General features: G+C 40.1%; 15 protein-coding genes and 1 pseudogene. 13 read left to right on the top strand and 3 right to left on the bottom strand.

All coding sequences use genetic code 11. From position 1 onward, the window contains the following. The first annotated feature begins 78 nt into the window (after positions 1–78). From ACSLGF_RS17670 to lpdA, 5 genes are all read left to right on the top strand, one after another. Positions 79–747 (top strand): YkyA family protein, encoded by a 669-nt coding sequence (locus tag ACSLGF_RS17670; protein ID WP_456007550.1) that lies wholly within the window; start codon positions 79–81, stop codon positions 745–747. 412 nt (positions 748–1,159) lie between these two features. Then, positions 1,160–2,275 carry a pyruvate dehydrogenase (acetyl-transferring) E1 component subunit alpha gene (gene pdhA, locus ACSLGF_RS17665; RefSeq protein ID WP_456007549.1) on the top strand — a complete coding sequence of 372 codons (1,116 nt, stop codon included), beginning with the start codon at positions 1,160–1,162 and terminating at the stop codon, positions 2,273–2,275. A 3-nt stretch (positions 2,276–2,278) separates the two neighbouring features. Then, positions 2,279–3,256: a pyruvate dehydrogenase complex E1 component subunit beta gene (gene pdhB, locus ACSLGF_RS17660; protein WP_456007548.1), complete on the top strand. Its 978-nt coding sequence runs from the start codon at positions 2,279–2,281 to the stop codon at positions 3,254–3,256. Between the two features lie 109 nt (positions 3,257–3,365). Further along, the gene (locus tag ACSLGF_RS17655; RefSeq protein ID WP_099725987.1) at positions 3,366–4,706 is read left to right on the top strand and encodes a dihydrolipoamide acetyltransferase family protein; all 1,341 of its coding nucleotides are present in this window, start codon (positions 3,366–3,368) and stop codon (positions 4,704–4,706) included. A 4-nt stretch (positions 4,707–4,710) separates the two neighbouring features. Further along, positions 4,711–6,123 (top strand): dihydrolipoyl dehydrogenase, encoded by a 1,413-nt coding sequence (gene lpdA / locus ACSLGF_RS17650; protein ID WP_456007547.1) that lies wholly within the window; start codon positions 4,711–4,713, stop codon positions 6,121–6,123. 142 nt (positions 6,124–6,265) lie between these two features. On the opposite strand, the gene ACSLGF_RS17645 is transcribed toward lpdA, so the two are convergent. Beyond that, entirely contained in the window at positions 6,266–6,646 is a 381-nt protein-coding gene (locus tag ACSLGF_RS17645; protein ID WP_223251704.1) for a hypothetical protein, read from the bottom strand. 316 nt (positions 6,647–6,962) lie between these two features. On the opposite strand from ACSLGF_RS17645, the gene ACSLGF_RS17640 reads away from it, so the two are divergent. Then, the gene (locus ACSLGF_RS17640) at positions 6,963–7,082 is read left to right on the top strand and encodes a GapA-binding peptide SR1P (protein WP_078061763.1); all 120 of its coding nucleotides are present in this window, start codon (positions 6,963–6,965) and stop codon (positions 7,080–7,082) included. Between the two features lie 43 nt (positions 7,083–7,125). Here ACSLGF_RS17640 and ACSLGF_RS17635 read toward each other — a convergent pair whose 3' ends face one another. Beyond that, positions 7,126–8,598 (bottom strand): aminotransferase class I/II-fold pyridoxal phosphate-dependent enzyme, encoded by a 1,473-nt coding sequence (locus ACSLGF_RS17635; RefSeq protein ID WP_456007546.1) that lies wholly within the window; start codon positions 8,596–8,598, stop codon positions 7,126–7,128. A 190-nt stretch (positions 8,599–8,788) separates the two neighbouring features. On the opposite strand from ACSLGF_RS17635, the gene ACSLGF_RS17630 reads away from it, so the two are divergent. Next, complete coding sequence (locus ACSLGF_RS17630) at positions 8,789–9,058, top strand: UPF0223 family protein (RefSeq protein ID WP_456007545.1); 270 nt, start codon at positions 8,789–8,791, stop codon at positions 9,056–9,058. Between the two features lie 27 nt (positions 9,059–9,085). Here ACSLGF_RS17630 and ACSLGF_RS17625 read toward each other — a convergent pair whose 3' ends face one another. Next, complete coding sequence (locus tag ACSLGF_RS17625) at positions 9,086–9,721, bottom strand: DUF1054 domain-containing protein (RefSeq protein ID WP_456007544.1); 636 nt, start codon at positions 9,719–9,721, stop codon at positions 9,086–9,088. A 285-nt stretch (positions 9,722–10,006) separates the two neighbouring features. Between ACSLGF_RS17625 and ACSLGF_RS17620 the strand changes: the two genes are divergently transcribed. The 6 genes and pseudogenes from ACSLGF_RS17620 (at position 10,007) to ACSLGF_RS17595 (ending at position 14,361) form a co-directional block, all read left to right on the top strand. Continuing rightward, a complete protein-coding gene (locus ACSLGF_RS17620) occupies positions 10,007–10,195 on the top strand; it encodes a hypothetical protein (protein ID WP_456007543.1) in 189 nt (62 codons plus the stop codon). Positions 10,196–10,328: 133 nt separating this feature from the next. Further along, entirely contained in the window at positions 10,329–11,135 is an 807-nt protein-coding gene (locus ACSLGF_RS17615; protein WP_456007542.1) for an inositol monophosphatase family protein, read from the top strand. Between the two features lie 305 nt (positions 11,136–11,440). Next, positions 11,441–13,315 (top strand): hypothetical protein, encoded by a 1,875-nt coding sequence (locus ACSLGF_RS17610; RefSeq protein WP_456007541.1) that lies wholly within the window; start codon positions 11,441–11,443, stop codon positions 13,313–13,315. After that, a complete protein-coding gene (locus ACSLGF_RS17605) occupies positions 13,305–13,553 on the top strand; it encodes a hypothetical protein (RefSeq protein WP_456007539.1) in 249 nt (82 codons plus the stop codon). The genes ACSLGF_RS17610 and ACSLGF_RS17605 overlap by 11 nt, the downstream gene beginning before the upstream one ends. Continuing rightward, positions 13,553–14,068, top strand: a pseudogene (locus ACSLGF_RS17600) (sigma-70 family RNA polymerase sigma factor). Before ACSLGF_RS17605 ends, ACSLGF_RS17600 begins: the two are co-directional and overlap by 1 nt. Then, complete coding sequence (locus ACSLGF_RS17595) at positions 14,065–14,361, top strand: anti-sigma factor family protein (RefSeq protein ID WP_456007537.1); 297 nt, start codon at positions 14,065–14,067, stop codon at positions 14,359–14,361. The pseudogene ACSLGF_RS17600 and the gene ACSLGF_RS17595 overlap by 4 nt, the downstream one beginning before the upstream one ends. Positions 14,362–14,493 lie beyond the last annotated feature (132 nt).

Raw genomic sequence — 14,493 nt, 5'->3', positions numbered from 1 at the left:
AAAGGCTAACCTCTTTCCTTGTCACAAACGCCTATAAAAATTATAGTGGTATGTGGAGATATAAAGGGGGACCTTTTGATGAAACAGAGGAAAAGAAGCATAAAAGCAGGTGCTGCTTTAGCGGGGATATGTACCCTCTTGCTTGCGGGTTGCGGAGGTCAAAGTCCGTTCAATGAGATGCAAGATGCGATGACGAAAATGAGCGAAAAAGAGGCGTCCTTTGAAAAAGAGCAAGGCGCACTGCAAAACTATGAGAAAAAAGAGCAGAAGCTGTATACGAAAATGATTCAAACGACAAAGGACCATATAAAAACAGTGTCAAGCCTTTCTGATCAGGCGTTAGCATCAGCTACGAAGCGAGAAGAACATTTAAAAACAGAAAAAGACAGCATGGATCAATCGAAAAAAGAATTGCAAACTGTAAAGGAATCTGCCGGGCGGATACAAGATGCGGCATTAAAGGATAAAGCAGATCAAACGGTGAAATCAATTGAGAAGAGATTTGCGTCGTACGATCAGCTTTACCGTGAGTATCAAAAGGCGTTGAAACAAGATCAGCATTTGTATCAAACTTTAAAGAAAAAAGACTTAGGATACGAGGAACTGAAATCCAAGCTGAAGACAGTGAATCGTTCTTACAGCAAGGTCAGAAAAGAAAGCAAGAAGTTCAATCAATATACAGACCAATTGAATGAGCATAAACAGGCTTTGTACAAAGCTGCAGATAAAGAGTCAAAAAAGAGCTGAAAAAAAACAGCTCTTTTTTTATTTTTCGACAAAAACAAACATTTGCTATTGTAGTACAGTAGCACACTCTATACTAGTACAGTTCGTGCTGTTCGTTAAACAGATTGATACAGCTCACCATAAAAAGTAAAGCGAATACATTTATTTAAATAAAGCCGTTAAATCAATTGACGGACTATTTTTCTTGTTGTAAACTATTCCTTGTTAACAGAAGTTGTATTAGTTTTTTGTGAACTATCGTTAATACAGTTAGAAGGACTCAAAAGTAAGCGATCATCCATTGTTTCGACAACAATCTTTGTGGCTATTATATACAGGAGTCATATGAGTATTTTGGGTTATCCTATATCTGTATGTATAAATGGATTCACGACAAATTGACTGTTAAAAGAAAGGAAGAGGTGACTTTAGAATGGCTGCAAAAACAAAAAAAGCAATTGTTGATAGCAAAAAGCAATTTGATGCCATCAAAAAGCAGTTTGAAACGTTTCAAATTTTAAACGAAAAAGGCGAAGTCGTAAACGAAGCGGCAATGCCGGATCTTTCAGATGACCAATTAAAAGAATTAATGCGCCGTATGGTGTTTACACGTGTATTAGATCAACGTTCAATTTCATTGAACCGTCAAGGACGTCTTGGCTTCTATGCGCCAACAGCTGGACAAGAAGCTTCTCAGCTTGCAACTCACTTTGCACTTGAGAAAGAAGATTTCATTCTTCCAGGATATCGTGATGTACCACAATTAATCTGGCATGGTCTGCCACTAACAAAAGCATTCTTGTTCTCTCGTGGACATTTTGTTGGTAACCAAATGCCTGAAGATGTGTATGCACTTTCTCCGCAAATCATTATCGGTGCACAAATCATTCAAGCTGCTGGTGTAGCTCTTGGTTTGAAAAAGCGCGGTAAAAAAGCTGTTGCAATTACTTACACAGGTGATGGCGGGGCTTCACAAGGTGATTTCTACGAAGGTATTAACTTTGCAGGGGCTTACAAAGCGCCAGCGATTTTTGTTGTCCAAAACAACAGATATGCGATCTCTACACCTGTTGAAAAGCAATCTGCTGCACAAACGATTGCACAAAAAGCTGCTGCAGCTGGTATCGTAGGCGTACAAGTTGACGGTATGGATGCATTAGCTGTATATGCAGCGACTGCTGAAGCTCGTGAGCGTGCTGTAAATGGTGAAGGTCCAACATTAATTGAAACTCTTACATTCCGTTACGGTCCGCATACAATGGCTGGTGACGATCCAACAAGATATCGTACAAAAGAAGATGAAAACGAGTGGGAGCAAAAAGATCCATTGGTACGCTACCGCAAATTCTTGGAAAACAAAGGCCTATGGTCTGAAGAAGAAGAGAATAAAGTCATCGAAGATGCAAAAGAACAAATCAAACAAGCAATCAAAGAAGCTGACGAACAGCCTAAGCAAAAAGTCACTGACTTGATTGAAAACATGTATGAAGTTAAACCATTCAACCTAGTTGAACAGCTTGAAATTTACAAACAGAAGGAGTCGAAGTAAGCCATGGCGCAAATGACAATGATTCAAGCGATCACTGATGCGTTACGCACAGAACTGAAAAATGACGAAAACGTTCTCGTTTTCGGAGAAGACGTTGGTGTAAACGGCGGCGTATTCCGTGCGACTGAAGGATTGCAAAAAGAGTTTGGTGAGGATCGCGTATTCGATACTCCACTTGCTGAATCTGGTATTGGCGGTCTTGCAATTGGCCTTGGACTACAAGAATTCCGCCCAGTAATGGAAATTCAATTCTTCGGATTCGTTTTCGAAGTATTAGATTCTGTTTCTGGACAAATGGCTCGTATGCGTTACCGTTCTGGCGGACGCTGGCATTCTCCAGTGACAATCCGTTCACCATTCGGCGGAGGGGTTCATACTCCTGAGCTTCACGCTGACAGCTTAGAAGGTCTTATCGCACAACAGCCTGGTATTAAGGTTGTCATTCCTTCAACACCTTACGATGCAAAAGGACTATTAATTTCTGCAATCCGCGACAACGATCCGGTTGTGTTCCTTGAACATATGAAACTTTATCGTTCTTTCCGTCAGGAAGTTCCTGAAGAAGAGTACACAATTGAAATCGGTAAAGCTGACGTGAAACGTGAAGGGTCTGACCTTTCAATCATCACTTACGGTGCAATGGTTCACGAATCACTTAAAGCTGCTGAAGAACTTGAAAAAGAAGGCGTTTCTGCTGAAGTAATCGACCTTCGCACAGTAAGCCCGCTTGATATTGAAACAATCATCGCTTCTGTTGAAAAAACAGGCCGTGCGATCGTTGTTCAAGAAGCACAAAAACAAGCTGGTATTGCTGCAAACGTAGTAGCTGAAATCAATGACAGAGCAATCCTTAGCTTAGAAGCACCAGTACTTCGTGTAGCTGCACCTGATACTGTATTTGCTTTCTCTCAAGCTGAAACTGTATGGCTTCCAAACCATAAAGACGTGCTTGAAACAGCTAAAAAAGTTCTTGAATTTTAATTAAATGACAGGAGGGGAAAAGAATTTATTTCTCTTCCCCTTTATCAATTACAGGATCGTGTAATGATTACACAACAAGGGTTCAACAAAATCTAGGAGGCGAAAAACAGTGGCATTTGAATTTAAACTTCCGGACATCGGAGAAGGTATCCACGAAGGTGAGATCGTTAAGTGGTTTGTAAAACCAAACGACGAAATCAATGAAGATGACGTTTTAGCAGAGGTACAAAACGATAAAGCAGTTGTAGAAATTCCTTCACCTGTTAAAGGAAAAGTATTAGAATTAAAAGTTGAAGAGGGAACAGTTGCAACTGTAGGACAAACAATCATTACGTTTGATGCACCTGGTTACGAAAATCTTCAATTTAAAGGCAACGAAGAAGAAGGCGAAGCAAAAACTGAAGCTCAAGTACAAGGTACTGCTGAAGCTGGTAACGAGCCAGAGAAGAAAGAAGTCGCACAAGAAGAAGCGGCAGCAGCAACTGGTGCAGGCGCACAAGAGCAAGTAGATGCTGATCCAAACAAGCGCGTAATTGCTATGCCATCTGTACGTAAATATGCTCGTGAAAAAGGCGTTGAAATTTACAAAGTTGCAGGTACTGGTAAAAACGGCCGCGTGCTAAAAGAAGATATCGACAGCTTCGTTAATGGTGGTTCTGCAACTCAAGAAGCAGCACCTCAAGCAGCTGAAAGTGCGAAAGAAGAAGCAGCTCCAAAAGCGGCAGCAGCTCCAGTTCTAGAAGGAGAATTCCCAGAAACTCGCGAGAAAATGAGCGGAATCCGCAAAGCGATCGCGAAAGCAATGGTGAACTCTAAGCATACAGCTCCTCACGTAACATTAATGGATGAAGTTGATGTAACAAACCTTGTTGCACATCGTAAACAATTCAAACAAGTTGCAGCTGATCAAGGAATCAAGTTAACTTACTTGCCTTACGTTGTAAAAGCTCTAACTTCTGCTTTGAAAAAGTACCCAGTACTTAACACTTCTATCGATGATAAAACAGATGAAGTTGTTCAAAAGCATTACTACAATATCGGAATTGCAGCTGATACTGAAAAAGGCTTGCTTGTTCCAGTTGTGAAAAATGCAGATCGCAAAGCGATTTTCGAAGTGTCTAACGAAATCAATGAGCTTGCAACAAAAGCACGTGATGGTAAATTGGCTCCAGCTGAAATGAAAGGTGCATCTTGCACAATCACAAACATCGGTTCTGCTGGTGGACAATGGTTTACTCCAGTCATCAACCACCCAGAAGTAGCGATCCTTGGTATTGGCCGTATCGCTGAAAAAGCGGTTGTTCGTGATGGCGAAATCGTTGCAGCTCCAGTCTTAGCTCTTTCCCTAAGCTTTGACCACCGTATGATTGACGGAGCTACTGCGCAAAATGCCCTTAACCACATCAAGCGTTTATTGAATGATCCACAATTAATTTTAATGGAGGCGTAATGTCATGGTAGTAGGAGATTTCCCAATCGAAACAGATACTCTTGTCATCGGTGCAGGTCCTGGTGGATATGTAGCTGCTATTCGTGCTGCACAGCTTGGACAAAAAGTAACAATCGTTGAAAAAGGAACGCTTGGCGGCGTATGCCTAAACGTCGGCTGTATCCCTTCAAAAGCATTAATCAATGCTGGTCATCGTTTCGAGAATGCAAAGCATTCTGAAGACATGGGTATCAAAGCTGAAAACGTAACAGTTGATTTCACAAAAGTTCAAGAGTGGAAAGCTTCTGTTGTGAGCAAATTAACAGGCGGAGTTCAAGGTCTTCTAAAAGGAAATAAAGTAGACATCGTCAAAGGTGAAGCTTATTTCGTAGACAGCAACTCTGTACGTGTAATGGATGAAAATTCAGCACAGACTTACACTTTCAAAAACGCAATTCTTGCAACTGGATCTCGTCCAATTGAATTGCCTACATTTAAATACACGGACCGCGTGATCAACTCAACTGGTGCTTTAGCGCTTAAAGAAGTACCTAAAAAGTTAGTTGTTATCGGTGGTGGATACATCGGTACCGAGCTTGGAACTGCCTATGCAAACTTTGGAACAGAAGTTGTCATCCTTGAAGGTGGAGACGAAATCCTTCCAGGTTTCGAAAAGCAAATGAGCTCTTTGGTTAAACGTAACCTGAAGAAAAAAGGAAACGTTGAAATCCACACAAACGCTCTTGCAAAAGGCGTTAAAGAAACATCTGATGGTGTCACTGTTACTTTCGAAGTAAAAGGTGAAGAAAAAACAGTTGATGCTGATTACGTACTTGTAACGGTTGGTCGTCGTCCAAACACTGATGAGCTTGGTCTTGAACAAGTTGGTGTTGAATTGACAGACCGCGGAGTTGTCAAAACTGACAAACAATGCCGTACAAGCGTATCTAATATCTATGCAATTGGTGACATCGTTGATGGACCACCACTTGCACACAAAGCTTCTTACGAAGGTAAAATTGCAGCTGAAGCCATCGCTGGAGAGCCAGCTGAAATTGATTACCTTGGTATTCCTGCTGTTGTATTCTCTGAGCCAGAACTTGCAACTGTTGGATACACTGAAGCAGAAGCTAAAGAAGAAGGAATCGAAATCGTTGCAGCGAAATTCCCATTTGCAGCTAACGGACGTGCACTTTCTCTTGACGCAACTGATGGCTTCATGAAAATGATCACTCGTAAAGAGGATGGTCTAGTCATCGGTGCACAAATTGCAGGTGTTGGCGCTTCTGATATGATTTCAGAGCTTAGCCTTGCAATTGAAGCTGGAGTGACTGCTGAAGATATCGCAATGACAATTCATGCTCACCCAACATTAGGTGAAATCACAATGGAAACGGCTGAAGTAGCAATTGGAAGCCCAATCCATATCGTGAAATAATGAACCTATAAAACCCTCTCCAAAATGGAGAGGGTTTTTTAAACCGTTTAAAAAAAGGCTGCGCAAATGTCTCCATATGAAAAAACCCTCATGAGGTGAGGGGTTTTTTCATATGGTTATCTATAAGTGCAAGGTCGAATCGTTAATTTGTATTCACGCGGTCTAATGCATGACATAAGGGTGATAAGATATCCTCTTTACTGCGGACATTCCCTTCAACCTTTACAATGACTTTTTCATCATTGACAAGTAAAATAGCCGGTAATTCATCTACTTCATTTTTCCAGCCTTTACGATCTTCTTTTACAATCATCTTTGACATTTCCTTTGGGTACTCATTTTTTAAATCGAGTACTGCATCATAATATGGACTTTCTTTATCAAGATTTTCTGCATCAGTAAAAAAGAGAATTCTTGGTTTTTGAATATGACTGACTTGGTCTGTCTGATTCGGTATGATATAAGCAAAAGAGCATGAACTAAGTACAAAGAGCATGGGGAATATAATGAGAAGTGTCCTCATAAAATTCAATCTATTCACCTCAAAATCCTTTGGGGTTATACCAACATTTTTAGGAGCCGGTTCCCTGTTAGTCACTCTAGTGTATCATGTCCTTTTTGACAATTTTCGATTGTTACTCAATTGTTACAGAATTGATATGAAGCAAAATACAATTGAAACGTTCCCTCAATATGATGATGGAAAAGCATATATTTATAAAAAACGATTAAATGTGTCATACAATTAACCGTTGACAACTTAAATGTGACATCATATTATAGAAATAAGAAATAGATTAAACGCTTTCAAACTATAAGTGAAGAAAAGGGGAATGTACGTGGGTACAATTATTTGTCAAGATTGCAATGAAACCATTGATCAATTTGAGAATGAAAAAGTGACAACGCTATATGGAACATGTGGTCACTGTCATTGCGGTGATGAAGCCTCTGAATAAATAAAAAAGCATGCAGCTCCATTTGGGGCTGCATGTTTCTTTTTTATAAAATTGGTTTTTGTTCCTTAATGACACGGATCATCTCTAGCGTTGAATCTTCAGGTCCTTGGACAGGGAGACCAATTTCAATATTTTTAAAGATATACGAGACATTTTCTTCTGTGATAATTTCGCCTGGGATAAAAATCGGAATGCCTGGCGGGTATACCATGACAAACTCTGCAATGATGCGGCCAGCCGCTTCTTTAAATGGAATCACTTCTGTTGTGGCGTAAAAGGCGTCACGCGGCGTCATTGCAAGCGATGGGATCTCAGGCAGTAACACTTCTGTCACCGCTTGTTTGCCTCCCTCACATGTAGAAGTTGCGGCAATTTCCTTCATAGCCGTTACAAGCGTATCAATCGTCTCATTAGAATCGCCAGGGGTCACGATACATAAAATGTTGTAAAGGTCAGAGAGTTCCACTTCAATTCGGTAGCTTTCTCTCAGCCATTTTTCGACATCATGGCCATTTAGCCCAAGGTCTTTAATCGAGATAATTAATTTCGTTGGGTCATAATCATAAGTAGAAGCTGAACCGAGTATTTCCTGACCAATACAGGTAATGCCGTCAATTTGATTCAGGCGGTTTCTCGCTAATTCAGACAAACGAATCGCTTCATCTGCGAGCGCCTTTCCTTCAGTGGCTAATCGCTTTCTAGCGACATCTAGTGACGCTAAGAGCAAATAAGAAGTGGATGTTGTCGTCAGCATGCTCAAAATTGATTGCACGCGGTCCTTTGAAACAAGTCCTTCCTTCATATTTAAAATAGAGCTTTGGGTGAGTGAGCCGCCGAGTTTATGGACGCTTGTTGCCGCCATGTCGGCACCTGCCTGCATCGCAGACAGCGGAAGCTCATCGTGAAAGTGAATATGCACACCGTGCGCTTCATCCACAAGGACAGGTACATTAAATGAATGGGCAATCTCTACGATCGTTTTTAAGTCAGCAGAAATGCCAAAATACGTTGGGTTAATCACAAGTAAACCTTTTGCATCTGGGTGCTCGGTCAGTGCTTTTTTGGCTGAGTCTGGTGTAATGCCGTGTGAGATACCAAGCTCTTTATCGATTTCTGGGTGAATAAAAACAGGAACTGCGCCAGAAAATACAATAGCGGACATAATTGATTTATGGACGTTACGAGGAACAATGATTTTATCTCCAGGTCCACAGACCGTCATCACCATTGTCATGATCGCGCCGCTTGTTCCTTGAATGGAGAAAAACGTATGATCAGCACTGAATGCTTCAGCAGCTAACTCTTGTGCTTCTTTTATCATTCCTCGAGGCGAATGTAAATCATCGAGAGGTTCTATATTAATGAGATCAATGCTTAATGCATTATCACCAATGAATGCTCTAAATTCAGGATCCATTCCGGCTCCTTTTTTATGGCCTGGAATGTGAAATTGGACTGGAATGGTTGCAGCGTGTTTTTTTAGTCCAGTGTATAAGGGTGTATCATGTTGTGACAATTGCTTTCCCACCTTCATCGAAATACCTGCTATTATTGTGCCAATAACGGCAGATTTCATTGCATAAAACAAAAGAATTATATTATGAACTGATCGGAATGTAAAGCATAAAATCGATCGGTTTCTGATAGATCAAGTGCTATAATGAAAGTTCAAATAAGAAATGAGTGTTAAAGTGAGGGACAAGTAAATGGAATATCAATATCCAATGGATGTCGACTGGACAACAGAGGAAAAGATTGCGGTCATTTCGTTTTTTCAAGCCGTTGAAAAAGCGTATGAAAAAGGAATTGCCAAGCAGGAATTATTAAATGGTTATAAACGATTTAAAGAGGTGGTGCCATCAAAAGCAGAGGAAAAGACGCACTCTGCGGCGTTTGAAAAAGGAAGCGGGTATTCTCCTTATCGCACAGTGAAAAGTGCTAGAGAGGCAGAAGAAACAGCGATTATACGCATGTAAAAAACGAGCCGTGATAGGCTCGTTTTTTTATACAGATTCTTTCTGTGTAAAGCGGTATAGATAAGTCAATGTGCGGAAGGCATCTTCGATTTTCGATAAAAACTCTTCATTATTCATTTGAACGACTTCTTCTCTAGGCAGCTGAATGCCGCAAAGGAGTTCGGCTTTCTTTATCGTTTGAACACGTTCAAATAGTGTTTTCAGCTGTTCAGCATCAAGCTCACTGTGACGCAGTACGTCTGGTTTCATATGATCTTTAGACCAAACGAAATCTTGCGGTATTTTCTGCTGGATGGTGTCTAGCTCTTTTTCGAATAATTGTCCATACTCACCTTTAACCGGAGATTCATAAATAAGCGCAAACCATACAAATACATGAGTTTTCCAAAGCCCAATTTGAAAATGAGGGAGCTTTTTATACCCGCGCTTACTGTTTGCAAAAGCAACCCACGTATCATTTGGTGGGTTGACTGATCTTCTCGCATGCTTTGCTACGTGTACAAACATCTCGTCTCCTGTAATAGAAGAAAGAAGCGGTGCAAAATGTTCGCCAAGTGCCTCAAGCTTTGGACGGACTCTTTCTTTTAATACGGTCATTCGTTCATCTAAACCGTCAACTGTGAATGTCTCAAAATCTTCATCTCTAAAACGTATCTCACTCATGTTATGCCTCCTGTATCTTTTCGCTGATCATATTTTATCATAGCTTCGGTCAAGCTCAAAAAAAGATGCACCATGAGGAGAAAGATTGCAGAACATGATGCAGCGTTTAAAAACATCGAATTTGTGGTACATAACAAATAGGTAAAAACACAATTTTCAGAATGTCGTTGCGGTTATGCGATCGCTTCATACGATATAAGCAAGAACCAATTCTCTTATCGATTGAATTTTTTATCAATGAAAACTGACAAGGAATGAATCATTCTCTGGAAGGGGCGTTGACCAATGAAGCAAATCGTGAAGCAGGGGTATAGACAAGGGAAGAAGAATCGCATCGCTGTGTGGAGATTAGAGGTTGATTATGAGCTTTCTACGCTTCATGAAGCCATCGAGCAAAAAGATGATATCCAAATTGAACGCAGCAAACGAAAGCTTGAGCGCCTAAGAAAAGAATGGGAGCAGCTTCAAGGGTAAAACAAGGTGAGGTAAAAACGAACCAATTCATCGGTTCGTTTTTGTATGAAGTTGCTTTTTTCTTGCTTTTACGTACATAATATCAGTATGCTAATACAAATAGGTACTACATAGAAAAGAGGTTTACAGTCTGATGACAAACTGGGTGGAAATTGACCGTCTTGCAAAGCTTTGGGTAAAAGAAGCAGGAAGCCGCATTAAAGCGTCCATGCAGGAAGGTCTATCAATTGAAACAAAATCAAATCCAAATGATCTTGTCACAAATATCGATAAAGAAACAGAGCGTTTTTTCATTGAAAAGATTCAGTCGACATTTTCAGATCATCACATTTTAGGAGAAGAGGGACAAGGGGAAGAGGTGACCTCACTGGGTGGGATTGTGTGGATCATTGATCCGATTGATGGCACAATGAACTTTGTCCATCAAAAGCGCAACTTTGCCATTTCAATTGGGATATTTGAAAATGGCGTTGGAAAAATCGGACTTATTTATGACGTGATTCATGACGAGCTATACCATGCGGTCAAAGGAGAAGGAGCCTATATGAACGATATCTTACTCCCGCCTTTAAAAGATGTAGCGATTGAAAAAGCCATTGTTGGCATAAACCCGACATGGGCGATTGAAAGCCCGCATTTTGACGCCAAACCATTTGCCCGTCTCGTACGTGATGTGAGGGGGACACGAACCATAGGGTCAGCTGCGCTTGAGCTCGCTTATATTGCAAGTGGCAGAAGTGACGCATACGTCACGTTAAGGCTTGCGCCATGGGATTATGCAGCAGGCTGCGTGCTGCTAGATGAAGTAGGGGCTGTTTACTCAAATATTCACGGAGACCGGCTTACGTTCCTAGAGAAAAACAGCATTGTTGCCGGAAATCGATCCATTTGTGAAAAGATCTTGCACGATTACATAAAAGGAAGCGAAAATAAAAGATAAAAACCATCACTTCATGAGAATGAAGTGATTCAGGCTGTCGAGAAAATCTCGACAGTTTTTTGAAGGTCTAGATACACCGTATATTGAATGTAACGAAAGCGAAAAACACCATATATCGTTTCGTGAACAGTTGAAAAGACAAAAATGAGGACTTTGTTGACACCTTGTCTTGAAAACCCCCACTTTCTCTTTAATCTGCATCACTTCATGAGAATGAAGTGATTTTTTGTGTTTTATGAAACTTTTTGGTAAGACAAATGTCTATACGAACGAGGCCTTAATTTGATGTAAAGAATTGTGTATCGATGTTTGATTTGTTTAGTGATGTATCCCTCCATTTTGAAAGGTATTTGATTTTAAATGAGTACAGTATCAAGATCATTCAATGGTGTGTTTTTGGACTGTTTGTTCTCTTTGTCACGCTTCCCCTGTGGAAAGGAAAAAAAAGTGGCTATTTATTTTATGCAGGTGTCGTACTGCGTGTGGTTCTGCTAGGTGGAATGACAATTGAAATGGTTCACCAAGTCATGGCCAGACAATATACGATTGAAACATTTGAAGTGCTGACCGATTTTATGCAATTTCTCATCTATGGTTATGTATTGCTTGCATCCCTTTATTATGTGATTTCTCTTCCTTATTTAAAAAATAAAGGCGTGTTTTTTGCTTTTGATTTATCTGTGTTACTTCTGCCTTTATGTCAAACTGTGTTTATTATTTTTGCTGAAAGCAAAATGTTCTTTAGAGGTGGAGATACTGGGCTTGTGTGGAGAGATATTATCACCGCTGCGCTCATGGTTGGCTTTGCCGCATCTCTTTTGTATCTTTTCTTCCGCTCGTTTTGGCATCAGAAGTGGAAGGAATTGCTTTTGTTCTACGGTCTGATTTTCGCTGCACTGCTTTATATATTTTCGAAGTATGAGCTTCAATCTTCATTTAAATCAATTGTGATTTTAGCGACAGCAGCAGGAAGCTTTATGACGATTTATTTGTTAAGTGCTTTATTACAAGACAAGATGAGGTTGAGACAGTGGTGCGCAGGGAGTATAGCCGTCTTTTTTCTGCTATTACTCAATCCGATCGTAAATGTCCCTCATACAATGTTCCAATTCACCAAAACGGAACTGGTAGATACTTTCTCAGAAGAATATCGCCCTTTATCTGCAACAAGTGCAAAAGAATTCGCCTCAAAGTTTGTACCAGCGGATCAGTCGTTATATTTAAAATCTAGTCACCAGCCTATCCCTTATCACTACGTGTTTGCAGGTGATCAGTATGAAGTGAATATTTCTGCGTTTACAGGCGAATTAAGCGGCTATTCCTATCGGGGGCGCATAGTGGGCAAGGATCTGACCGATAAAGAATATAGGGAAAAAACCATTGAATTTTTCGAAAGAAGCGGACGAACAATTGATCTAGATCGTATTCATGTAGCGATAAAAAAAGAAGGCGGAGAGACAAACGTTCTTCTTCTGCCAAAAATGACTCAGAATGAAAATGAGAGCTTAGCGTCTGCCACCTGGAAAAAAGAGACGCTTCAACAAGCACAATACGGGAATGCCATCTTTCAATTGAAGGATATAGACGGAATCAATTTAACAGAAACAGAGATAAACTCCACAATAAACAGCATGTATAAAAAGCTACATTTACAGCCACCTGCTTATCAAATCACAGGCGTTGATGATTTTTATTTTGATTGGCAGCATCAAGTGAAAGTGACAACAAAAGATCAATCGGAGTATCTGTTTAATGGTTCAACAAAAGAATTCATCAGATTCGAGCTGTCAAAAGCGATTCTTCATCAGAAAAAAGGAAAAATCAGCGATGAAGATTTGTTAAAGATCATAGGGGAAAAGCCAAAAGACGTGAGGAAAGAAACAGGGTCTGGTGAACACAAACAGTATACATTTGACCGAGCTTCTCAGTTACGGCAATCAGTATCTTCTTTGCCTCATACGGTATCTAATCAAGAACGTGATGAAGTCTATCAGCAAGTACTAAAAAAGTATAAACCATATACGATCTATAAAAAACAAATAAAACCAGTGAGAATGATCAACCAAGAAGGGGAAATGGACATTTCATGGCTTGTCATCATTCAAACATTCGGATCAAATGAGCGTAAAATCTATGAAGTAAATGGACGAACAAAAGAGGTGCACCGTTTTGACAGATAAAGAAAAGCAAGTCATCTTTCAAGACTTATTTGAATTGTATCAAGAAGGGGAGCTGGGAGAAGAGGCAGCCAGCTGGATGAAGAGACATGAACAGCAATTTCAGCATTCTTTCATGGGAAATGATCAGTCTTCAGCACTGACTGAGGATCAGAATGACTATAACGAGTTAAAACGTATGAAGGGGTTTATTTACTCGTTATATCTCTTTTTTATCGTCTTATTGTGGTTTTATTTTTGATGTCTAGACCAGCCGATCAAATTGAAAAAATATATGAAGAGTATTTTCAGGAAATCACCAAATATTTATATCGCCGGACAGGAAATATGGAAACGGCCAAGGATCTAGCAGGATGTATTTAGAAGGCGCTACATGGATTATCCTCTTTTAAAGGACATTCTAGTATTAAAACATGGCTTTATACCATTGCTTATCACACTTTTGTCAATGACTATCGCCGAAAAGTAAAACGGTCATTTACGGATGTAGAGGATGTTGATTACTTAGAGCAGCAGACCTTCATCACACCAGAAGACCACATAGAAACACAAGCTGACATTCAAAGGCTGTGGCATCATATCAATCAACTGAAGGATTCTTACCGGGAGGTCCTCATTTTAAGAGATATTCAGGAATTGTCATATGAAGAAGTAGCTGAAATTTTGAATTGGACTTTATCTAAAGTCAAAACAACCCTTCATCGAGCCAGATTAGAGCTGAAGCGAATGCTACATTGTGAGGAGTTCAATAAATGAGCTGTTATTTGATCGAAGAATTGTTACCACTTTATATAGAGGGGGACACGAGTGCAGAAACAAATAAAATAGTAGCCGAGCACTTACATTCCTGCGAGAGTTGCCGTCATCTTTATCAAGAAATGAAAGAGCCAATTTCTCTCATGAAGACACCGGATCCCATGCCATATTTAGATGAAAAGGAAGAAAAAAGAAAATTCGAGAAGCGCTACTATGGAAAGCTCTTATGTCGAGCGAGTATCGTGTTTAGTTTAGTGTATGTCATCATGATCATTCTATATTGGCTGAAATAAAAAACCCCATCTGGACGAACCAGGGACTGACCCCATAAGATGAGACAAATAAAAAACACCTTCAAGTTTGAAAACGGATCGTTGTTATCCGAAATAAGACGTGGAGGTGTTTTTTCTATGGGGACAAGAGTG

The organism is Bacillus sp. A015 (genome assembly GCF_053851875.1).
The sequence above is the reverse complement of the archived record's forward strand: the minus strand, read 5'-3'. Positions and strand labels throughout refer to the sequence as shown.